General features: G+C 71.0%; 19 protein-coding genes. 7 read left to right on the top strand and 12 right to left on the bottom strand.

The window, feature by feature from the left end; translation table 11 throughout:
• Positions 1-58: 58 nt before the first annotated feature.
• Entirely contained in the window at positions 59-1,096 is a 1,038-nt protein-coding gene (locus AC0IW9_RS22395) for a Tle-like phospholipase domain-containing protein (RefSeq protein ID WP_471650523.1), read from the top strand.
• A 7-nt stretch (positions 1,097-1,103) separates the two neighbouring features.
• On the opposite strand, the gene AC0IW9_RS22390 is transcribed toward AC0IW9_RS22395, so the two are convergent.
• The 5 genes from AC0IW9_RS22390 to AC0IW9_RS22370 form a co-directional block, all read right to left on the bottom strand.
• Positions 1,104-1,691, bottom strand: a complete 588-nt coding sequence (locus tag AC0IW9_RS22390; protein ID WP_471650522.1) for a DNA polymerase III subunit epsilon — start codon at positions 1,689-1,691, stop codon at positions 1,104-1,106.
• Between the two features lie 5 nt (positions 1,692-1,696).
• Entirely contained in the window at positions 1,697-2,986 is a 1,290-nt protein-coding gene (locus AC0IW9_RS22385) for an adenylosuccinate synthase (protein ID WP_471650521.1), read from the bottom strand.
• Positions 2,987-2,989: 3 nt separating this feature from the next.
• Positions 2,990-4,138 (bottom strand): ATP phosphoribosyltransferase regulatory subunit, encoded by a 1,149-nt coding sequence (locus AC0IW9_RS22380; RefSeq protein WP_471650520.1) that lies wholly within the window; start codon positions 4,136-4,138, stop codon positions 2,990-2,992.
• A 72-nt stretch (positions 4,139-4,210) separates the two neighbouring features.
• Positions 4,211-4,603, bottom strand: coding sequence for a VOC family protein (locus tag AC0IW9_RS22375; protein ID WP_471650519.1), 393 nt, complete (start codon positions 4,601-4,603; stop codon positions 4,211-4,213).
• Between the two features lie 52 nt (positions 4,604-4,655).
• Entirely contained in the window at positions 4,656-5,072 is a 417-nt protein-coding gene (locus AC0IW9_RS22370; protein WP_471650518.1) for a VOC family protein, read from the bottom strand.
• A gap of 56 nt (positions 5,073-5,128) precedes the next feature.
• Here AC0IW9_RS22370 and AC0IW9_RS22365 point away from each other — a divergent pair, with 56 nt between their 5' ends.
• On the top strand, positions 5,129-5,848 hold the full coding sequence (locus tag AC0IW9_RS22365; RefSeq protein WP_471650517.1) for a winged helix-turn-helix transcriptional regulator: 720 nt from the start codon (positions 5,129-5,131) through the stop codon (positions 5,846-5,848).
• Here AC0IW9_RS22365 and AC0IW9_RS22360 read toward each other — a convergent pair.
• From AC0IW9_RS22360 to AC0IW9_RS22345, 4 genes are all read right to left on the bottom strand, one after another.
• Complete coding sequence (locus AC0IW9_RS22360) at positions 5,818-7,425, bottom strand: cisplatin damage response ATP-dependent DNA ligase (protein WP_471650516.1); 1,608 nt, start codon at positions 7,423-7,425, stop codon at positions 5,818-5,820. The two genes, AC0IW9_RS22365 and AC0IW9_RS22360, sit on opposite strands and share 31 nt — an antisense overlap.
• On the bottom strand, positions 7,422-8,456 hold the full coding sequence (locus AC0IW9_RS22355; protein WP_471650515.1) for a ligase-associated DNA damage response exonuclease: 1,035 nt from the start codon (positions 8,454-8,456) through the stop codon (positions 7,422-7,424). Before AC0IW9_RS22355 ends, AC0IW9_RS22360 begins: the two co-directional genes overlap by 4 nt.
• A gap of 93 nt (positions 8,457-8,549) precedes the next feature.
• Positions 8,550-8,975 (bottom strand): BLUF domain-containing protein, encoded by a 426-nt coding sequence (locus tag AC0IW9_RS22350; RefSeq protein WP_471650514.1) that lies wholly within the window; start codon positions 8,973-8,975, stop codon positions 8,550-8,552.
• A 120-nt stretch (positions 8,976-9,095) separates the two neighbouring features.
• Positions 9,096-10,667 (bottom strand): peroxidase family protein, encoded by a 1,572-nt coding sequence (locus AC0IW9_RS22345; RefSeq protein WP_471650513.1) that lies wholly within the window; start codon positions 10,665-10,667, stop codon positions 9,096-9,098.
• Between the two features lie 558 nt (positions 10,668-11,225).
• On the opposite strand from AC0IW9_RS22345, the gene AC0IW9_RS22340 reads away from it, so the two are divergent.
• Genes AC0IW9_RS22340 through pdeM form a run of 3 tightly spaced genes read left to right on the top strand, consistent with a single transcriptional unit; the run spans position 11,226 to position 15,612 of the window.
• Positions 11,226-12,260 (top strand): sensor histidine kinase, encoded by a 1,035-nt coding sequence (locus AC0IW9_RS22340; protein WP_471650512.1) that lies wholly within the window; start codon positions 11,226-11,228, stop codon positions 12,258-12,260.
• Between the two features lie 59 nt (positions 12,261-12,319).
• Positions 12,320-14,881 (top strand): ligase-associated DNA damage response DEXH box helicase, encoded by a 2,562-nt coding sequence (locus AC0IW9_RS22335; protein ID WP_471650511.1) that lies wholly within the window; start codon positions 12,320-12,322, stop codon positions 14,879-14,881.
• A complete protein-coding gene (gene pdeM / locus AC0IW9_RS22330) occupies positions 14,878-15,612 on the top strand; it encodes a ligase-associated DNA damage response endonuclease PdeM (protein WP_471650510.1) in 735 nt (244 codons plus the stop codon). Before AC0IW9_RS22335 ends, pdeM begins: the two co-directional genes overlap by 4 nt.
• Here the strand turns inward: pdeM and AC0IW9_RS22325 are convergent.
• Positions 15,590-16,171: a fasciclin domain-containing protein gene (locus AC0IW9_RS22325; RefSeq protein WP_471650509.1), complete on the bottom strand. Its 582-nt coding sequence runs from the start codon at positions 16,169-16,171 to the stop codon at positions 15,590-15,592. The genes pdeM and AC0IW9_RS22325 overlap by 23 nt on opposite strands.
• Positions 16,172-16,325: 154 nt before the next feature.
• On the opposite strand from AC0IW9_RS22325, the gene AC0IW9_RS22320 reads away from it, so the two are divergent.
• Complete coding sequence (locus AC0IW9_RS22320) at positions 16,326-17,789, top strand: cryptochrome/photolyase family protein (protein ID WP_471650508.1); 1,464 nt, start codon at positions 16,326-16,328, stop codon at positions 17,787-17,789.
• Positions 17,789-18,517 (top strand): metallophosphoesterase, encoded by a 729-nt coding sequence (locus AC0IW9_RS22315; protein WP_471650507.1) that lies wholly within the window; start codon positions 17,789-17,791, stop codon positions 18,515-18,517. Before AC0IW9_RS22320 ends, AC0IW9_RS22315 begins: the two co-directional genes overlap by 1 nt.
• Here AC0IW9_RS22315 and AC0IW9_RS22310 read toward each other — a convergent pair.
• Together AC0IW9_RS22310 and rpoH are read right to left on the bottom strand one after the other, a co-directional pair.
• Complete coding sequence (locus AC0IW9_RS22310; RefSeq protein WP_471650506.1) at positions 18,514-19,029, bottom strand: VOC family protein; 516 nt, start codon at positions 19,027-19,029, stop codon at positions 18,514-18,516. The genes AC0IW9_RS22315 and AC0IW9_RS22310 overlap by 4 nt on opposite strands.
• 166 nt (positions 19,030-19,195) lie before the next feature.
• Positions 19,196-20,077: an RNA polymerase sigma factor RpoH gene (rpoH, locus tag AC0IW9_RS22305; RefSeq protein WP_471650505.1), complete on the bottom strand. Its 882-nt coding sequence runs from the start codon at positions 20,075-20,077 to the stop codon at positions 19,196-19,198.
• Positions 20,078-20,286: the final 209 nt, after the last annotated feature.

Raw genomic sequence — 20,286 nt, 5'->3', positions numbered from 1 at the left:
TCTCTCCTGCGAGGGCCGCCCGCCCCTGACCCCGGCGGCCCTCGCAGGAGAGACAGCTTTGACGACCGCAACGGACGCCGTTCTGGCGCAGCTTTCGCTCGACGCTTATTCCGATACCCCGGTCCTGCCGACCGGCTTCACCGCTGCCGCTCTGCCCGTGACCCTGGGCGCCGGCGAAACCTATGCGAATGGCATCTTCCACAGCGCCAATGCCGCGGCGCTGGCCACCGAAGCGACGCTCGACGGCAAGGACAGCCTCGTCATCGCCTTCCGCGGCAGCGACGACGCGACGGATAGCCTGCACGACCTGCAGAACATCAACGCGGACTACCCGCTGTTCGCCTCGCTGATCCAGGCGGTGGATGCGGCGGCGGCCAGTGGCCGCTACGACCAGGTGGTGGTGACCGGGCATAGCCTCGGCGGCGCCATGGCGCAGCTCTACATGGCGGAGCATGCCGACCAGCCCGGCGGCGTGACCCATGACGCCACGACCTTCGGCTCGCCGGGTGCGGTCCTGCCGGCCGGGGAGGATGCGCGGATCACCAATTTCGTCATCGCCGACGATCCGGCGGTGGCGCTCGGGGCACATCGGGCGGAGGTGGGTGCCATCCTGCGTTCGGACGATACCCTGGCGCTTGTCGCGGCAAACGAGGCGGCGCAGGTCTTTCCCGGGCTGACCGCGGACCAGGCGATGGCCAGCCTCGCCAGCCTCACGGTCAATTACGAGAACCGCGGCGAGATCACCGTGCTGCCGGGGCAGGATCCGGCCATCTCCCCGGCGACGGCGGTGGCCGGGCTGGCGCAGCTCGATGCCGGGCAGCATGCCCCGGAGCTCTATGCCAGCAGCGTCGCCCTGGCGGCGGCGCAGCCGGGGCATGAGGTGGTGGTGCCGGAGGCGCCGGTGAACGACGCCGGGCTGCTGGCGCTGCGGGCCATCTACGACGGCGACGGCTATGACCCGCAGGCGGCCCAGGGGTTGTTCGATGCCTGGGTCCACGGCCTGCGGTCGGATGCCGTGGCGACGGGGAACGATGCCTTCACCACAGTGCGGGACGGGCTGGAGCAGCTCGGCCACGACCTGCACCTGTTCGGCTAGAGGCGCCTCAGCGCCGCGCGGCGGCCAGCAGACTCCGCAGCGCGGCAGCATAGCCCAGGGCATCGTCCAGGGCGTTGTGAGTATGCACATGCCCGCCGTACCAAGCGGCGGGCCAGTTGGACCGGTCGCTCTCGGCATAGCTGCGGCCGGTAGCGCCCATGGCGAAGGAGGCGAGGTCGAGTCCGCCGCCTTCGAACAGCGGCCTGCCCGGCCGCGGGCCGTGGTAAAGCCGCACCTCGGCGAAGCGCCAGAGGTACCAGGCGATCCAGGCCCCATCGAACAGCGTCGGCTGGCCGACGAAGACCGCCGGCCCCGGCAAGGCGCGGACCCAGGCGACGTAGTCGGCCATGACCGCGGCCGGGTCGCGAGGGTTCAGCGTCGCGGCGGCCCAGGCCTCGGGCTCGGTCCGCCACCAGTCCATGGTGGCCGGCTCGGTCGTCAGCTCCGGCAGCGGCGCGAGGGTGGCGGTGAAGCGGCCGACTTCGGCGCCGGTCGCCTCGGTGATGGCGACCGAGGCGAAGCTGATCATCGAATGCTCGCCGGGCCGCAGCCCATCCGCCTCGATATCGGTGACGACGAAGATCGTATCCGACACCGGAATCAGCCTGCGAAGGGGTCGCGCAGGGTGATGGTGTCGTCGCGGTCGGGGCTGGTGGACAGCAGGACCACCGGCGCCTCAACCAACTCCTCGATCCGGCGGACGTATTTCACCGCCGCCGCCGGCAGCTCCCCGTAGCTGCGCGCGCCGCGGGTGGAGGTGGTCCAGCCTTCCAGGATCTCATAGACCGGCTCGGCCGCGGCCTGGGCGCCGGCGGCGGCGGGCAGGCGGCGGAAGGTCTCGCCCTTGATGGTATAGCCGGTGCAGATCTTCAGCTCGGTCAGGCCATCGAGCACGTCGAGCTTGGTCAGCGCCAGGCCCTGGATGCCGCCGGTCTTGACCGCCTGGCGGACCATGCAGGCATCGAACCAGCCGCAGCGGCGCGGGCGGCCGGTGACGGTGCCGAATTCGCGGCCCCGCTCGCCGAGGCCTTGGCCGATGGCGTCCTTCAGCTCGGTCGGGAAAGGCCCGCTGCCGACCCGGGTGGAATAGGCCTTGGCGATGCCCAGCACCATGCCGATGGCATCCGGACCGATCCCGGCCCCGGCCGCGGCCGCGCCGGCGCAGGTATTGCTGCTGGTCACGTAGGGGTAGGTGCCGTGATCGACATCGAGCATCACCGCCTGGGCGCCCTCGAACAGCACCCGCTGGCCGTTGTGGCGCGTCGCGTCCAGCCGCTCCCAGACCGCCTCCGAGAAGGGCAGCAGCTTCGGGGCGAGCGCCAGCAGGCCGTCCAGCAGCGCCTGCTTCTGGAATTCCGGCGCGCCGAGGCCGCGGAGCAGGCTGTTGTGGTGCAGCAGCAACTCGTCGAGCTTGGCCGAGAGGGTGGCGGGCTCGGCCAGGTCGCACAGGCGGATGGAGCGGCGGCCGACCTTGTCCTCATAGGCCGGGCCGATGCCACGGCCGGTGGTGCCGATCTTGTCCTCGCCGCGGGCGGCCTCGCGCGCCTTGTCCAGCGCCGGGTGGAGCGGGAGGATGAGCGGGGTATTCTCGGCGATGCGCAGGTTCTCGGGCGTGACCGACAGGCCCTGCGCGGTCACCTTGGCGATCTCGTCCAGCAGCGCCTGCGGGTCCAGCACCACGCCGTTGCCGATGATGCCGAGCTTGCCGCGGACCACGCCGGAGGGCAGCAGGCTGAGCTTGTAGGTCTGCTCGCCGACGACCAGCGTGTGGCCGGCGTTGTGGCCGCCCTGGAAGCGCACGACGATATCGGCCCGGCTGGCCAGCCAGTCCACCACCTTGCCCTTGCCCTCGTCACCCCATTGGGCGCCGATCACCGCGACATTGGCCATTGCTCAGTCGTCCTTCATGAAAGGCGATGCGGCACCGTCCCGCAGGACATGGGTGCAGCGTAGCGCGGCCGGGGCATCCGTGGGTGCCAGGGCGGCGACGGTCGCGAAGCCCTGGGCCCGCAGCGCCTGCACGGCCTCCTGCGGCGCGCCGAGGGGGATGAAGACGCGGGGCCGCGGCGGGGCCGGGGTGGCGGCGCGGAGGACGGCATCGGGGTAGAGGCTCATGCCCGTCGCCGGCTCCTCATTGGCGGAGACGTAGCGGCCGCCGCGGGCCAGCTCGCCGGTGGCGCCGGGGCCGTAGAGGGTGAAGGCGACGCCCACATGGTAGCGGAAGCCGCGGAACTCGACCGGGTCGAGGGTGATGCGGAGGTTCGGCTCCCGCGCGCGGATGGCGGCGATGACCGCGCGGGCATTGTCGGCGATGGCCCGGGCGGCGGGCGGCAGGTCGAGCGAGGCGAGCGCCGCGAGCGCCCCATCGGCCGGGCCGGCGGCGGCGAGCAGCACCGGCAGGGCGGCGGCCAGCGGCCCGGCCTGGGCAGCCAGCGCGGCGGTGGCGGCGGCATCCTTGCGGTCCAGCGCCAGGGCCAGGCGCTGGCGCAGCGCGGCGGGGACGCCGGCGGCCTCCAGCAGCGCCGGGGTCATGGTCGGCAGGGTGATGTCGAGCGAGACGGTGCCGACGCCGGCCCGGACCAGGGCCTCGGCGGCGACCAGGGCGACCTCGGCATCGGCCTCGGGCGCGGCGCTGCCGATCAGCTCGATCCCGGTCTGCGGCAATTGGCGCTCGGGCGCGAGCTGGGTGCCGCGGACCCGCAGCACCTGGCCGGCGTAGCAGAGCCGCAGCGGCCGGGCCTGCAGGCCGAGGCGGGTCGCGGCGATGCGGGCGACCTGGGGGGTGGTATCGGCGCGCAGCCCCATCATCCGCTGGCTGACCGGGTCCATCAGCCGGAAGGTCTGCTCGGCGACCGCGGCGCCGGAGCCGGCGAGCAGGCTGTCCTCGAATTCCAGCAGCGGCGGCTTGACGCGCTCATAGCCATGGCCGGCGAAGGCGGCCATCAGCGCCTCGACCAGCGCCGCCTCGCGCTCGGCCTCGGGCGGCAGCAGGTCCATGAGCCCGGCGGGGAGCAGGGCTGGATTGGGGACATCATCGGTCATGCGGGCGCGGGTTTGGCAGGGGGGCGGGGGCGATGCAAGCCCAAGGCGGCGCGCGGCAGGCCCGCGACGGGCTCAGACCGTGATGCCATAATCGGCCAGCTCCGGGCGCATCGCCTCGATGACGAAATCGACGAAGGCATCGGGGGCGTCGAGGTAGAATTCCCGGTCGGAATAGGCCCCGACGGTCGCCTCCATCCCATGCGCGATGGCCCAGGCGGCGAGCGCCTCGAGGTCTTCCCGCGGCGTCTCGCTGAGGAAGGCGACCTGGGAGCGGAGCTTGTCGGTATCCCGACCCGGGGTCTGGCTGCGGCTGAACTGCAGATCCACGTTGGCGCCGGGCTGGCGGAGCCAGATGGCGCGCTCGGTCCGCCGCAGGATGGCGAAGCGGAGCTGGGTGGTCAGCATCTCCACCACCGTCTCGAAATACTCGGGCGCGAGGCGGTTGGCGACGTGGTTGAACTGCATGGCGGCCGGGCTCCGGGGGGCGCCGGAGCCTAGCCCGGGGGGCCAGCCGCCGTCACGCAGCCGGCGGCGGCATGGCCGAGAGGTCCATCCACATGACTTCCCAATGGTGGCCGTCCGGATCCTCGAAGCTGCGGCCGTACATGAAGCCGTGGTCCTGCACCGGGCCGGGGTCGGTGCGGCCGCCGGCGGGGGCGGCGGCCTCGGCCATGCGGTCCACGCCGGCGCGGTCCTCGGCCGAGAGGCAGATCAGCGCGGCGCTGGTCTTGTGGGTATCGGCGACGGGCTTGGCGGTGAACATCGCGTATTTCGGGTGGGTGAGGAGCATGGCGTGAATGGTCTCGGAAAAGACCATGCAGGCGGCGGTGTCGTCGGTGAATTGCGGGTTCAGCCTGGCGCCGATGGCCTCGTAGAAGCGGATCGACCGCGGCAGGTCGGTGACGGGAAGGTTGACGAAGATCAGTTGGGGCATGGGTTCCTCCGCTTGGTCTTTGACGAGCCTGCCGTGAGAAGTTATGAAATGCAACCATGAAGTCAGTAAAAGTAACTCAATCGGGCGAACCGAGACGCTGGTACGAGGATGCCTGCGCCGCCGCCCATGCGCTCGACCTGGTGGGGGAGCGCTGGGCGCTGCTGGTGATGCGGGAGCTGATGTTCGGGCCGCGCCGCTTCAGCGACCTGCGCGCCAGCCTGCCGGGCATCAGCGCCAATGTGCTGACCCAGCGGCTGGCGGGGCTGGAGGCGGCCGGGGTGCTGCGCCGCCGCCGGCTGCCGCCGCCGGGCGCGGCGCAGGTCTATGAACTCACCCCCTGGGGGCTGGAGAGCGAGCCGATCTTCCAGGCGCTGGGCCGTTGGGCGGCACGGTCCCCAGCGCATGACCCCACCCTGCCCTTCAGCGCGGCATCCCTGCTGCTGTCGCTGCGGACCATGCTGGATGCGGGGCGCGCAGCGGGGCTGACCGCGCGGATCGGCTTCCGGCTGGAGGCGGAGGACTACCTCGGCCTGCTGGCGGCCGGGCGCATCGCCATCGCGGCCGGGCCGCTGGACGGGGCGGATCTGGTCTTCGAGGGCGCCCCGGCGGTGATCGCCGGGGCGATCTACGGCGGCCAGCCGCTGGCGGCGCTGGAAGCGGCGGGGGCGCTGCGCCTCACCGGCGACCGGGCGCTGGCGGCACGCTTCGTGACGCTGTTCCCGCTGCCGGAGAAGGCGCCGGCCGGTCAGTCCACCGCTTCGCGCGATTCCACATAGGCCATCAGGTTCTCCAGCCGGTCCGCCTCGCTGGCCGGCTTGTCGGTGCGGATGCGGGCGATGCGGGGGAAGCGCAGCGCCACGCCGGACTTGTGCCGGCCGGAAAGCTGGGCGGCATCGAAGATGACCTCCAGGACCAGCGCCTTCTCCACCTCCCGCACCGGGCCGAAGCGGCTGGTGGTGTGGTTGCGGATCCAGCGGTCGAGCCAGTTCAGCTCCTCGTCGGTATAGCCGGAATAGGCCTTGCCGATCGGGACCAGCTCCTCGCCCCCCTCCCCGTCCGGGCGCCACAGGCCGAAGGTATAGTCGGAATAGAAGCTGCTGCGCTTGCCATGGCCGCGCTGGGCATACATCAGCACGGCATCGATGCTCAGCGGGTCGCGCTTCCACTTCCACCAGAGGCCCTTCTGCCGGCCGGCGACATAGGCGCTGTCGGCCCGCTTCAGCATCAGCCCCTCGATCGAGGCGGCCCGCGCGCCGTCCCGGACCTCGCCGAGCTGCGCCACGGAGGCGAAGGCGATCTGCGCGGAGAGGTCCATGCGCGGCGGGGCATGGCGCTCGACCCAGGCTTCCAGCCGGGCGCGGCGGTCATCGAAGGGCAGCGGGCGCAGGTCCTCGCCGCCGTCGAAGAGCAGGTCGTAGAGCCGGACGCCGGCCGGGTGGTCCTTCTGCAGCTTCGGCCCGGCCACTTTGCGGTTGAGCCGCTGCTGGAGGTCGGCGAAGGGAGCGACCAGCCCGTCCCGGATGACCAGCAGCTCGCCGTCCAGCACGGCGTGGAAGTCCATTGCCGCGAGGATCTCCGGGAAGGCGGCGGAGATGTCCTCGCCGCCGCGGCTCCAGATCCGCTTGCCGCCGGGGCCGGCGGTGAGCTGGACGCGGATGCCGTCCCATTTCCATTCGGCCCGCCAGGCGGCGGGGTCCAGCGCCGCGAGGTCCTTGTCCTCCAGCGGATGGGCCAGCATCAGCGGGCGGAACACCGGGGCATCGCGCGGGTCCGGCATCGGGGCGCGGCCCTCGAGCCAGTCGAAGATCGGCCCGTAGGGCGGCGGGATGCCGTGCCAGAGCTCCTCCAGCGCCTCGACCGGCTGGCCCGACCAGTCCGCCAGCGCGACCCGGGCGAGCCGTCCGGAGACGCCGACGCGGAGGCCACCGGTGATGAGCTTGATCAGGGCGAGGCGGCCGCTGGCATCCAGCGTATCGAGCCAGCCGGCGAGCAGCAGGGGCAGCTCGGACTTGGGCGTGACCTCCAGCGCCTCCACCACCTCCGAGAGCAGCGGCGGCGGGGCATTGACGCCCTGCCGCTCCGGCCAGATGAGGGCGACCGTCTCGGCCAGGTCGCCGACATAGTCATGGCTGAGGGCGAGCAGCACCGGGTCGGTGCGGCTGGCGGCGAGGTCGCGGATCATCGCCGGCTTGGCGGCGCTGAAGACCAGCTCCTCGGTCAGGGCGGCGAGGCCGATGCCGCGCTCGGGGTCCGGCTGGGTGGCGAACCAGTCCCGCAGCAGGGCCAGCTTGGCATTGCGGCCGGGGGTGAAGACCAGGCGTTCCAGCAGCTCGGCGAAGGCGGGGACGCTCATGCCGACGCCCCGGCCGGCAGCGCGTCGTCTTCCTCGTCGCCCAGGCCGATCAGGTGCAGCGCCCGGCCGCGGATGCCGCGCAGGCCGAGGGCATGGATCAGCGCATCGTCGCGGCCATGGGTGACCCAGACCTCGGGGGCGCCGGTCTCGTCGATGGTGCGGTTGAGCTCGTCCCAGTCGGCATGGTCGCTGATGACCAGCGGCAGCTCGACGCCGCGGGTCTTGGCGCGCTGGCGCACCCGCATCCAGCCGCTGGCGACGGCCGTGACCGGCTCCGCCAGCCGCCGGGCCCAGCGGTCGGCGATGGCCGAGGGCGGGGCGAGGACCAGGGCGCCCTTCAGCTCCGCCTTGTTGGCGACGGTCGCCGGGCGAAGGTCGCCGAGCGGGATGCCCAGCTCCTCATACAAGCGGCAGAGCGGCTGCTGGGCGCCGTGGAGGTGGATCGGCCGGTCCCAGCCGGCGGCGCGCAGCAGGGTGATGAGGCGCTGGCACTTGCCGAGCGCATAGCAGCCGACGACATGGGTGCGCTCGGGGAAAAGCTCCAGGCTGTGCAGCAGCTTGGCGACCTCGTGCTCCGGCGGCGGGTGGCGGAAGACCGGCAGGGCGAAGGTCGCCTCGGTGACGAAGACGTCGCAGGCGATGGGCTCGAAGGGGGCGCAGGTGGCATCCGCCTGGCGCTTGTAGTCGCCGGAGACCACGGCGCGGCTGCCGCGCCAGTCCAGCACCACCTGGGCGGAGCCGAGGACATGGCCGGCCGGGACGAGGCGGAGGGTGACCTCGCCGAGGCGGAGTTCCTCGCCGTAGCGGAGCGGCTGCTGGGTATCGCCCGACCCCTGCCCCATGCGGGCCCGCATGATGGCCAGCGTCTCCGGCGTGGCGAGGACGGCGGCATGGCCGGGACGGGCATGGTCGGCGTGGCCATGGGTGATCACGGCCCGGTCCACCGGCCCGCCGGGGTCGATGAAGAAGCCGCCCGGCTCGCAGAACAGGCCGGCGGGGGTGGGGCGGAGCCAGGTCTCGGGATGCGGCATGCGGCGGGTTCGGCCTGTTCGTGGTCCGTTCAAATGCCTGGCGGCCCGCCGGGTTGCCGCGGCTCCCGCTTGCCGAGGTGGATCCGCGGCGGCTCAGCCGCCGACGGGCCCAGCGGGTTCCTGGACCGGTTCCTGAGCCAGCCGGGCGAAGATGGCCTGGACCGAGGCGGCGGTCGCGCCGCGCAGGGCGCCGGCCCGCACCTCCGCCTGGCTCCACATCCAGCTGCGCGGCGGGTCGTCGCGCATGTCCCATTCGGCGAAGAGGCGGGTTTCGATGTCGTCGACATGGATCAGCGCGATATCGAGGTGGCGATCGTCCTGCAGGATGCGGCCGAAGGTGCGCGTGACCGCGGCGCGGGGACCTTCGAGCAATTGCAGGAACAGGTCGGCCCGGCAGATCAGCGCGCCGGTGATGCCATCCTCGCGGTTGTGCCGGCGGGCGCTGAGCAGGATGTCGTCCAGGGTTTCCGCCTCGAAGCCGAAGGGTCGCGAGGCATAGATCAGCTGCATCAGCGGCATCGGTCCGGTTCCTTCCCTTGGCACGGGAGGGATACTGGCAGGTTCGCCCCGCCATGCCGAGCAAATGCCTGGCCGGGGCGGGGCGAGTGGCCGGGACCCGCGCCGTCCCGGCCCGCCGCCTCAGGCCAGCAGGTGGTCGCAGCCGGCGGTGGCCGGCACGGGGATGAGGAGCTGCGGTGCCTCCGGGTCCATCGCCGGGGTGCCCGCGGCATGCCGCTCATAGGCGATGAAGGGATCGTCCTGCAGGTATTGCGTATCCGTGTTGCGCAGGATGATGTCGGTCAGGCCGCTGTGGCGGATGAAGGTGGTCGTCGCGTCGTCGAAGCCCTGGTTCTGCCACCACAGCGGGTCGCCGTCCCGGGTGCGGGCGAATTGATCGGCGATGATGAGGCCGAAGGTCTCGCCGACGAAGGCGCCGGGCACCACCCGCTCCGCCAGGCCGCCGGTCCAGAGGTCGATGTCGTCGACCGAGGCATAGACCTGGGCCAGCGCCTGCACCGTGCCCTGGTCGTCGGTGATCTGGCAGAAGTCGGTATAGGGATCGAGGTGCAGCGCCTCCCGCATCTCGTTCAGATGCGGCAGGCCGAGGTCGCGGCCGCGCTGGATATTGATCGCCGCGAGGTCGACGACCACCGGCGGGTCGAACAGGAAATTCCGCAGGTCGTCGACGATGCGGACATCCATCGCCTGGGCATGGTCCGCCCCCAGGTGGCGCAGCAGCCCATCGGCACCGCCATCCGCGGCGAATGCGTCGGGCGTCAGGAAGAAGGTTTCCTTCAGGGGCACCTCGCCGGAGGCATTGCCGTATTCGTCCAGCTTCTCCGTCACGTCGGAAACGGTGGAATGGCCGAAGCGATAGGCCGCGCCGGCGAATTCGATGGCCATGCGCGGATCGACCAGCGGGTCGTAGCCGGCATAGGCGCCGAACATCATGCCGCCGAGCAAGTGCGGCAGGAATTCGGTATAGGTGATGTTCTGGATCTCGGCGGTGACGATCGCCCGCGCCTGCTGGTAGACGGTCTCGCCGTCGAGGGTCGGGTCCGCGGCATACATGTTGTCGACGAGCATGTTGTGCTCGCGCGCGAACAGCGTCTGCAGCGCGGTGAGCGAGGGATTCTCGTCCACCCGGCCATCGCCGGCGAGATGCGCGACCAGCCCGCCGGGATTGCCGCCGCTTTCCCCGGTCGGGTCGACCGGGCCGACCGGCAGGTTGCGGCCCGGGGACATCGTCATGTGGCCGTCCGGCTCGCGCAGCCGCGCGAAGGTCGCCGCATCCGAGCCATAGACCATGGAGGCGTCGAGCCAGCCGGTGATGGCATTGATGACGTTGCCATGCGCATCGGCATCGGCGCGGGACATGGGGATGACGGAGCCGGCGGGGAAATTCGCATCGCCATCCGGGACGGGAATGCTGATCGGCTCGCCGGTGCGGTTGTCGGCGGTCAGGTTGATGTCGTGGTCGATGAACTGGCCCCAGGCATACATGAAGGCGGAGAAGCCCTGCGGGTTCTCGACCGCCGCATCGCCCTGGCCGACCACGACGTTGCTGATCTCGCGCGCATTCGGGCCATCGCGCAGGCCGCGCGCATCATCGGCGTAATAGGCATCGGTCAGGCGTATGAAAGGCGTATTGGTGACGTTGACCGCCCCGTCCAGACCCGGAACGGTACCATCGATACTGCGATATTCCATGAATGTATTCCTGGCCCTGACTGCTGATGCGAATGTTATTCGGTTCAGCCAAGTCCCGGTGCAGGTACCGGTCAATCCGACCAGGACGGGATCGGGGACATCTCGCGATATTGTCGTTAAAAATGCATAGCATTGGTAGAAGTTAATGAATTGATCTTCGCAGCCGGCGCTCCACTTGTCTTGTCGACGCCGGAAAACATGAAATGCGTAGTGGCCGCATTCCGAAGATTGATTTAGTTAAAATTCCTTCATGTTTTTATTATTGAAAATGCCAACCTTTTCGACAGAATTCAATGGCAGCATGGCAGGCCGGAAGCCATGGCTTCGCGGGGTGACCCGGGTCCGGCGCGGCGGCCATAATCCGAGTGGCGCCTCCGCCATCGGCCAGGGTATGCAGGCCGCGGGGTGGCTTGCAGGAGGCGGAGCCATCGACGGCTTCGCCTTTCGCAACCAAGGGTACGATGAGGCACGGGGGAACCCCGCCCTGTCTCGCGCGTCAATCAAAGCCCGGGTCCGCAATGGGCCCGCGCCGTATGATGCACGGATGAAGGGTATTGGATGTCGCCAGTGGAGGCGGAGGCGGCGAAGAGCAGCGGGGTCGCGTTGGACGCGCATTTCCGACTGCTTGCTGACCATGCGCCGGTCATGATTTGGCATGCCGGACCGGACCGATCCCGCGCTTTCTTCAACCAGCCCTGGCTGGAATTCACCGGCCGCCCGATCGAGGCGGAACTGGGCTTCGGCTGGGCCGAGGGCCTGCACGACGAGGACCGCGCCCGCTTCGAGGCGGCGGCCAGCGAGGCCTTCGAGGCCCGCAAGCCCTTCTCCATCGACTACCGCCTGCGCCGCCATGACGGCGCCTGGCGCTGGCTGCTGGATACCGCCCGCCCCTTCAGCAAGGATGGCGCCTTCGCCGGCTACTTCGGCTCCTGCGTCGACGTGACCGACATGAAGCAGGCCCTGGAGGAGCGCCGCCGCGCCCTGGCGGAGCGGGAGATGCTGCTCGCCGAGTTGCACCACCGCGTGAAGAACAATGCCCAGGCGACCACCTCCTTCCTCGGCCTGCAGGCCAGCCGGGCGAGCAACCCGGATGTGGCGGCGGCGCTGCGCGGCGCGGCGATGCGGGTGATGCTGGCGACCCTGGTGCAGGACCGCATGTTCCGCGTGGCGGAAGGCGCCGAGATCGACCTCGGCACCGAGCTGGCGGCGACGGCGCGCACCGCCCTCGACGTGGTGGCGCAGCCGCAGGTCCGACTGGAGGTCTCGATGGAGCCGACGCTGACCCTGCCGGTGTCCCAGGCAACGCCCCTGGCGTTGATCGTGAACGAGCTGGTGGTGAATTCGGCGCGGCATGCCTTCCCCGATGGCCGCGGCGGCACGGTGCGGCTGGAGCTGCGCCGCGCGGCGCCGGGGCTGGGCGAGCTGATCGTCGCCGACGACGGCATCGGCGTGCCGGAGCCCCCTGCCCGCAACACGCCGGAGGGCTGCCTCGGGCTGCATCTGGTGCCCCGGCTGGCGCGGCAGGCGCATGCCAGCCTGCGGATGGAAAACGACAACGGCATGCGGGCGACGCTGCGCTTCGCCTGCCGCTGACACAGGTCCGCGCCAAGGCCGCTTCCCAGGCCGGGTGAGGCCCGCCATATTGTCCCCGCATGGGAACATTGCCGGAACCTTTCGCTGCCTGGTTCGTCGCCCGGGGCTGGACCCCGCGGCCGCACCAGTTGGCGCTGCTGCGCGCGGCGGAGGCCGGGCAATCCGCCCTGCTGGTCGCGCCGACCGGCGGCGGCAAGACCCTGGCCGGTTTCCTGCCCAGCCTGATCGACCTGACCCGGACGCCGCGGCCTTCGGGACCGGGGGCGCTGCATACCCTCTATGTCTCGCCGCTGAAGGCGCTGGCGGTCGATATCGCCCGCAACCTGATGGCCCCGGTCGAGGAGATGGGCCTGCCCATCCGGATCGAGACCCGCACCGGCGATACCCCGCAGAACCGCCGCGCCCGGCAGAAGGACGACCCGCCGCATATCCTGCTGACCACGCCGGAGAGCCTGGAGCTGCTGCTCTCCCAGCCCGAGGCCGGTGACTTCTTCGCCGGGCTCGGCGCGGTGGTGGTGGATGAGATCCATGCGCTGGCCGGCAGCAAGCGGGGCGACCAGCTCGCGCTCGGCCTGTCGCGGCTGGCGACCCTGGCGCCGGCGGCCCGCCGCGTCGGGCTCTCCGCCACGGTCGCCTGGCCGGAGCCGCTGCGCGCCTTCCTCAGCCCGAGCGGCCGGCCAGGGGATGTCCGGCTGGTGCAGGTCAAGGGCGGGGCGCCGCCGGAGCTTTCCATCACCCTGCCGGAAGGGCGACTGCCCTGGGGCGGGCACATGGGTCTGGCTTCGATGCCGGAGGTCTATCGGCGGATCGGCGAGGCCCGGGTCACCATCGTCTTCGTCAATACCCGGGCACAGTCCGAGCTCTGCTTCCAGGCGCTGTGGCGGCTGAACGACGACAACCTGCCGATCGCCCTCCACCACGGCAGCCTGACCATCGAGCAGCGCCGCAAGGTGGAGGCGGCGATGGCCGCGGGGAAGCTGCGGGCGGTGGTGGCGACGGCCTCGCTCGACCTCGGGATCGACTGGGGCGCGGTGGATCAGGTCATCCAGGTCGGGGCGCCGAAGGGCGTGGCCCGGCTGCTGCAGCGGGTCGGCCGCGCCAACCACCGGATGGACGAGGCCTCCCGCGCCGTGCTGGTCCCGGCCAACCGCTTCGAGGTCATCGAATGCACCGCGGCGCTGGAGGCGGTGCGGCATGGCGACCTGGATGGCGATCCGCCGCGGCCGGGCGGGCTCGACGTGCTGGCCCAGCATGTGCTGGCCATGGCCTGCCACGCGCCCTTCCATCCGGACGACTTCTTCGCCGAGGTGACCCGGGCGGCCCCCTATGCCGCGCTGTCGCGCCGGGACTTCGACGACGTGATCCGCTTCGTCGAGGACGGCGGCTATGCGCTGAAGGTCTACGAGCGTTTCCGCAAGCTGTTCCGCGATGCGGAGGGCCTGGTGCATGTGCGGGATACCCGCGTGGCGCGGCAGCTCCGGATGAACCTCGGCACCATCGTCGAGACGCCGCTGATCAAGGTGCGGCTGCGCGGCGGCCCGGTCCTGGGCGAGGTCGAGGAATGGTTCGTCTCCACCCTGGTTGCCGGCGACTGCTTCATCTTCGCCGGCCAGACCCTGCGCTTCGAGGCGCTGGATGCGATGAGCGCCATCGTCTCCCGCGGCGGCGAGGGCGACCCGCGCGTCCCCGCCTATGCCGGGGCGCGGCTGCCGCTGAGCACCTGGCTGGCGGCGCGGGTGCGGGAGATACTGCACGACCCGAAGAAATGGCGGCTGCTGCCGGAGCCGGTGCGCGACTGGCTGCGGCTGCAGAAGAAGCAGAGCGCGCTGCCGGAGAAGGACGGCATGCTGGTCGAGACCTTCCCGCGCGGCGGCCGCTGGTTCATGGTCGCCTATTGCTTCGAGGGCCGGCTGGCGCATCAGACGCTCGGCATGCTGGTCACCAAGCGGATGGAGCGGCTGGGCTTCGGCCCGCTCGGCTACCTCGCCACCGACTACGTGCTGGCGACCTGGAGCGCCTTCGAGCCCACTGACGTCGAGCAGCTGTTTGAGGAGGATATCCTCGGCGAGGAGCTGGAGGAATGGATGGCGGAAAGCTCCATGCTCCGCCGCACCTTCCGCAACATCGCGACGATCGCCGGACTGCTTGAGAAGAATTACCCCGGCCAGGAAAAGCGCCCCCGCCAGATGACCATGAATGCCGACCTGATCTACGACGTGCTGCGCAAGCACGAGCCCGACCACGTGCTGCTGCGGGCGACCCGGCAGGAAGCCGCCGGCGGCCTGACCGACGTGGCCCGCATCGGCCTGGTGCTGGCCCGCGCCAAGGGCCGCATCAAGCACATGGCGCTGGACCGGGTCTCGCCGCTGGCGGTGCCGGCGCTGATCGAGGAAGGCCGAGAATGGGTCGCCGGCGGCGCCGAGGATGCGCTGCTGGCCGAGGCGGAATCGATGGTCGATGCCGTGACCGGCGGGGCGGAGGCCTTCTCCGGCCTGCTGGCCGAGGTGACCGAGGCGGTGCGGGTCCGCGCCGGGGTGGTGGACAAGCCGCGCCACCGCGAACGCCGGCCGCGCAATGCCCGCTTCATCCGAAACGCGCCGCGCAGCGTGACCCGGGCATGACCGCCGCGCCGATCCATGTCGCCGGCGAGCGGCTGATGCTCTGCCCCGGCGGCGTGCTGCACTGGCCGGCCCGGCAGACGCTGGTGGTCGCCGACCTGCATTTGGAAAAGGGCAGTTCCTTCGCCGCCGCCGGCCGCTTCCTGCCGCCCTACGACACGCGGGAGACGCTGACGCGGCTGGCGCTGCTGCTGCGGCGCTGGCGGCCGGCGCGGCTCATCGCGCTCGGCGACAGCTTCCACGACCGCGAAGGATGTTCGCGCCTGCCGCCGGCGGATGCCGATGCGCTGCGGCGGATGCTGGCGGGGCTGGAGATGGTCTGGGTGCTGGGCAACCACGATCCGGAACCGCCGGACGGCCTGCCCGGCATCGCCGCCGACGAATACCGGGACGGCCGGATGGTCTTCCGCCATCAGGCGGTGCCGAGCGCGACGCGCTTCGCGACTTCCCCGGTGGTGGAGGTCTCGGGGCATTTCCACCCCAAGGCCACCATGCCGACGCGGGCGGGCGGGGTCACCCGGCCCTGCTTCGTCGCCGATTCCCGGCGGGTGATCCTGCCGGCCTTCGGCGCCTATACCGGTGGGCTGGACGCGCGGGACCCGGCGATCGCCGGGCTGTTCCCGCGCGGCGCCCGCGCCTTCCTGCTCGGGCGCGAGCGGCTGTTCAGCATGCCGACCGGCCCCTGGATGGGTCCGGCCGATACGGCCGAGGTTACGGGAACAGCACCTGGCTGACGGCGTGGATGATGCCGTTGTTGGCGATGATGTCCGGGCCGACCACCAGCGCCGGGGCCTGCACGTTCAGGCCGCCCGCGCCGAAGCTGCCGGTCTGGCTCTCGGGCGCCGGGTTGCTGACGGCGATCTTGCCGCCCTCGTTGGCGATGCGCAGCTCGGCGCCGTTGACCGTCTTGAAGCGCCGGTCGCCGGTGAGGCCCGAGGAGGGCATGGAGCCGGCGATGATGTGGTAGGCGATCAGGGCGCGCAGCCGGATCGGGTCGATGCTGGTCTGGTTGATGCTGCCGCCCGAGCCCTGCTGCAGCAGGTCGGTCATGCGGGCATTCACCACGTCGAAGGCGGCATCGACCGGGGCGAAGACCGTGACGCCAGCGGTGGAGCGGAGCTGGTCGGTGGCGCCGGCACGGCCGATGAGCTCGATGAAGCGGTTGAAGCGGCCATCGGCGGCCATCGTCTCCATCACGTTGCGCGTCTGCGCCTGGGCGGGGCGGAAGCCGAGCGTCAGCGCGCCGCCGGCCAGGGCCGCGGAGAGAATATGGCGGCGATTCAAGGTGGGCATCAGGTTCGTCCTTCGGGTTGAGTGGGCTTGGGCTCAAGCCAACGGGAGAGATCGCTCCCGTGCGATGGCGGAACGCGACAGACCCGCATCGGTTCGCACGCGTTCTGCGGGTTTGGATGGTCGCGTTTTCGCCGGGGCGGACTACATGGAGGGAATGCAAAGCTCCCCGCCTGCCCTGGTCTGGTTCCGCCAGGATCTTCGCCTCGCCGACAACCCCGCCCTGGCCGCGGCGGCGGATCGCCCGGTGCTGCCGGTCTATGTGCTGGACGATGCGGCGGCGGGGCGCTGGGCACCGGGCGGAGCCGGGCGCTGGTGGCTGCATCATTCGTTGGAGGCGTTGGGGGCTGCCCTGGCCGGGCTCGGGGCACCGCTGCTGCTGGTGCGCGGCCGGGCCGAGATCGTCATCCCGGCCCTGGCCGATGCGGTCGGGGCGACCGAGGTCTTCGCCGGACAGCTCTATGAACCCTGGGCGCGGGAGCGGGACCGGCGCGTCGCGGAGGCGCTGGAGGCGGCGGGGCGCAAGCTGCAGCTCGCCACCTCATCCCTGTTGCGGGAGCCGGCCAAGGTGCGGAGCGGCAGCGGCAAGCCCTATGCGGTCTATACGCCCTTCGCCAAGACAGTGGCCGCGCTGGGAGACCCGGACCAGCCGCTGCCGGCGCCGGCCCGGCTGCAGGGCGTGGCGACACCGCCACCGGGCGAGGCGCTGGCGGATTGGCACCTGCTGCCCGATCGGGACTGGGCGGCGGATTTCCCCGCGGTCTGGACCCCGGGCGAGGCCGGGGCGGCGGCGCGGCTCGCCGGCTTCGTCGATGGCCCGGTGCGGGACTATGCGACGCAGCGCAACGACCCGGGCGTGGATGGCTCCTCCCGCCTTTCGCCGCATCTGCATTGGGGGGAGGTCTCGCCGCGCCAGGTCTGGTGGGCGGTGCGGGCGGCGATCCCCGGGGAAGCGGTACCCGGCGCCCCGGCCTGGCCCTTCCTGTCCGAGGTGCTGTGGCGGGAATTCTCCTACCACCTGCTCTGGCACCGGCCGGAACTGCCGGAGGTGCCGCTGCGGGAGCGTTTCGCCACCTTCCCCTGGGCGCCGGATGCGGCGCTGCTGCGGGCCTGGCAGCGGGGTCGGACCGGCTATCCCGTCGTCGATGCCGGGATGCGCCAGCTCTGGCGGCATGGCTGGATGCACAACCGGGTGCGGATGATCACCGCCTCCCTGCTGGTGAAGCACCTGCTGCAGCCCTGGCAGGCGGGCGCGGCCTGGTTCTGGGATACGCTGGTGGATGCCGACCTCGCCTCCAACAGCGCCTCCTGGCAATGGGTGGCGGGGTCGGGCAGCGATGCGGCGCCCTATTTCCGGGTCTTCAACCCGATTCTCCAGGGCAAGAAATTCGACCCCACCGGCCGCTACGTGCGGCGCTTCGTTCCGGAGCTGGCCAGGCTGCCCGATGCCTATGTGCACCGTCCCTGGGAGGCGCCGGATGCGGTGCTGCGGGCGGCGGGCCTGGTGCTGGGCCGGGACTACCCGCGGCCGGTGATCGAGCATGCGGAGGGTCGCGCGCGGGCCCTGGCGGCCCTGGCCGAACTGGGCGGCGTGCCTGCGCCCGCGGATGCGGAGGCCTGATGCCGGGGCCGCAGGCGGATCTCCAGGCGCGGGGCTTCCGCGGGCTGCGGGTGGTGGGCGACGTGCATGGCGACGCAACCGCCTTCGAACATGCGGCGGCGGGGGCGGAGGCGGCGGGGCTGTTCCTGCTGCAGCTCGGCGACCTGACCGACCATGGGCCGGACAGTCCCGCGGTGCTGCGGCGGATGTTCGGGCTGCTGGAGGCCGGATGCGGTCGCTTCCTGCTGGGCAACCACGACCACAAGCTGCGCCGCGCCCTGCTGGGGCAGCGGGTGCGGATGGCGGCGGAAGGGCTGGGGCGGACCCTGGCGCAGCTGGCAGCGGCGCCGGATGGGCCGGCGCTGACCGCCCGGGCCATCGCCGAGATCGCCCAGGCGCCGGCCTGGCTGCGGCTGGGGAATTGGCTCTTCGTGCATGGCGGCTGGCATCCGCGGATGCTGCGGGAGCTTTCGCCGCCCCAGGCCGGGGCACAGAAGCCGGATCCGCTGCTCTCCCGCGCGCTGTTCGGCCAGGTGACGGGGCGGATGATGCCGGATGGCTATCCGGAGCGGCTGCACGACTGGGTGGACCGCATCCCCGCCGGCTTCACCCTCTATTGCGGGCATGAGCGGCGGGCGACGGATGGGCGGCCCTTCGTGCAGCCCGGCGAGGGCGGCGGGCGGGCGATCTTCCTGGATACCGGCGCCGGCAAGGGCGGCCACCTGTCCTGGATCGACCTGCCCTTCTAGCCCGCTTCCGCGAGCAATGCCTGCAGGTCCAGCCGGCGGCTGAACATCGCCAGTTCGCCGGCGGCATCGCGCGGCCAGTCGGCTTCCGGCCGGTCGCGGTAGAGCTCGACGCCGTTGCCATCGGGGTCACGCAGGTAGATCGCCTCGGAGACGCCGTGGTCGGAGGCACCTTCCAGGGTGATCCCGGCCTCGAGCACCCGCTTCAGCGCGGTGCCGAGGGCGGCGCGGTCCGGATAGACCAGGGCAACGTGATAGAGGCCGGTCGTGCCCGGTGGCGGCCAGGCACCCTCGGCGCTCTCCCAGGTATTGAGCGCGATGTGGTGGTGATAGCCGCTGGCGGAGAGGAAGACCGCCTGGTCGCCCATGCGCTGCATCACCGCGAGCCCGATGACCCCGTGCCAGAAGGCGAGCGCGCGATCGAGCCGAGCGACCTTGAGATGAACATGGCCGATGCGCATGCCGGGATGGACCGGAACGACGGTGGCGGAACCAGGGAGTGGGGCTTCGGGCATGGGAGATCTCCTCTGCCCGCATGATGGGATGTCCGGCGGGCCACGGCCAATCACCAGCATCCATGATGATGATTGGCCGGAATTGGCGATGGCGGCGGGTTGCCCCGCCGCCATCGCATCCGTCATCCCCGGCCGGAAGGCTCAGACCGCCAGCCGACGCAGAGCGTTAGACTGCGAGCCGACGCTCGACGATCTGGGTCTTCATGCTCTTCTGCAGCTTCTCGAAGGCGCGGACCTCGATCTGGCGGACCCGCTCCCGGCTGATGGCATATTGCTGGGAGAGTTCTTCCAGCGTGGTCGGCTCGTCCTTCAGGCGGCGCTCGATCAGGATGTGGCGCTCCCGCTCGTTCAGCGTCTTCAGGGCTTCGCCCAGCAGCATCCGGCGGTTCGAGAGATCCTGGCGATCGGCCAGCTCGACCTCCTGCGTCTCACCCTCGTCGACCAGCCAATCCTGCCACTCGCCCTCGCTGTCGGCGCGGACCGGGGCATTCAGGCTGTGGTCTGGCGAGGCGAGACGGCGGTTCATCGAGACCACGTCCTGCTCCGGCACGGCCAGGACGCGGGCGATCTTCTCGACCTGTTCGGGCTTCAGGTCGCCATCCTCGAGCGCCGCCATCTGGCCCTTCAACCGACGAAGATTGAAGAAGAGCTTTTTCTGGGCGGCCGTCGTCCCCATCTTCACCAGCGACCACGAGTGAAGGATGTATTCCTGGATGGCAGCACGGATCCACCACATGGCATAGGTCGCCAGGCGGAAGCCGCGTTCCGGATCGAAGCGCTTCACCGCCTGCATCATGCCGACATTGCCTTCGGAGATCAGCTCACCCACCGGCAGGCCGTAGCCGCGGTAGCCCATGGCGATCTTTGCAACGAGGCGGAGATGGCTGGTGACGAGCTTATGGGCAGCGCGCTCATCGCCCTTCTCCTTCCAGCTTTTGGCCAGGGAAAGTTCTTCCTCCGGCGCAAGCATGGGGAATTTGCGGATCTCCTGCAGATAGCGGGAGAGGTTGCCCTCGGGGGCGATGGGGATGACCGAGCTGGAAGCCATAACGGGTATCTGCCTCCTGCGCTGATGGACCTCCCCGTGACGGCGGGGCCCGGCTCAGCGATGAATTCTGGCAGTGAGAACGCCTACCGGGCCCACCCGACCGCGCCTGCCCCGGTCACGACGAGGCGAGCAAGGCTGCTGGATCGGGTCGTTGGCACCCGGTGAAACGCTGCCGTGCATTTTTTAGCAAGGGTGGTGCCCGAAGGCAA

Source organism: Belnapia sp. AC561 (assembly GCF_979252845.1).
Note: the sequence above shows the minus strand (reverse complement) of the source record. Positions and strands in the feature narration are given on the sequence as shown.

What these genes read in the sequence shown, in the direction of transcription:
- AC0IW9_RS22325 (WP_471650509.1), bottom strand. Translation starts at nt 16,171, where the DNA reads ATGCCCACCTTGAATCGCCGCCATATTCTCTCCGCGGCCCTGGCCGGC.
- AC0IW9_RS22355 (WP_471650515.1), bottom strand. Translation starts at nt 8,456, where the DNA reads ATGCCGCATCCCGAGACCTGGCTCCGCCCCACCCCCGCCGGCCTGTTC.
- AC0IW9_RS22365 (WP_471650517.1), top strand. Translation starts at nt 5,129, where the DNA reads ATGAAGTCAGTAAAAGTAACTCAATCGGGCGAACCGAGACGCTGGTAC.
- AC0IW9_RS22350 (WP_471650514.1), bottom strand. Translation starts at nt 8,975, where the DNA reads ATGCCGCTGATGCAGCTGATCTATGCCTCGCGACCCTTCGGCTTCGAG.
- AC0IW9_RS22375 (WP_471650519.1), bottom strand. Translation starts at nt 4,603, where the DNA reads ATGCAGTTCAACCACGTCGCCAACCGCCTCGCGCCCGAGTATTTCGAG.
- AC0IW9_RS22370 (WP_471650518.1), bottom strand. Translation starts at nt 5,072, where the DNA reads ATGCCCCAACTGATCTTCGTCAACCTTCCCGTCACCGACCTGCCGCGG.
- AC0IW9_RS22340 (WP_471650512.1), top strand. Translation starts at nt 11,226, where the DNA reads ATGTCGCCAGTGGAGGCGGAGGCGGCGAAGAGCAGCGGGGTCGCGTTG.
- AC0IW9_RS22310 (WP_471650506.1), bottom strand. Translation starts at nt 19,029, where the DNA reads ATGCCCGAAGCCCCACTCCCTGGTTCCGCCACCGTCGTTCCGGTCCAT.
- AC0IW9_RS22360 (WP_471650516.1), bottom strand. Translation starts at nt 7,425, where the DNA reads ATGAGCGTCCCCGCCTTCGCCGAGCTGCTGGAACGCCTGGTCTTCACC.
- AC0IW9_RS22335 (WP_471650511.1), top strand. Translation starts at nt 12,320, where the DNA reads ATGGGAACATTGCCGGAACCTTTCGCTGCCTGGTTCGTCGCCCGGGGC.
- AC0IW9_RS22315 (WP_471650507.1), top strand. Translation starts at nt 17,789, where the DNA reads ATGCCGGGGCCGCAGGCGGATCTCCAGGCGCGGGGCTTCCGCGGGCTG.
- AC0IW9_RS22320 (WP_471650508.1), top strand. Translation starts at nt 16,326, where the DNA reads ATGCAAAGCTCCCCGCCTGCCCTGGTCTGGTTCCGCCAGGATCTTCGC.
- pdeM (WP_471650510.1), top strand. Translation starts at nt 14,878, where the DNA reads ATGACCGCCGCGCCGATCCATGTCGCCGGCGAGCGGCTGATGCTCTGC.
- rpoH (WP_471650505.1), bottom strand. Translation starts at nt 20,077, where the DNA reads ATGGCTTCCAGCTCGGTCATCCCCATCGCCCCCGAGGGCAACCTCTCC.
- AC0IW9_RS22345 (WP_471650513.1), bottom strand. Translation starts at nt 10,667, where the DNA reads ATGGAATATCGCAGTATCGATGGTACCGTTCCGGGTCTGGACGGGGCG.
- AC0IW9_RS22385 (WP_471650521.1), bottom strand. Translation starts at nt 2,986, where the DNA reads ATGGCCAATGTCGCGGTGATCGGCGCCCAATGGGGTGACGAGGGCAAG.
- AC0IW9_RS22380 (WP_471650520.1), bottom strand. Translation starts at nt 4,138, where the DNA reads ATGACCGATGATGTCCCCAATCCAGCCCTGCTCCCCGCCGGGCTCATG.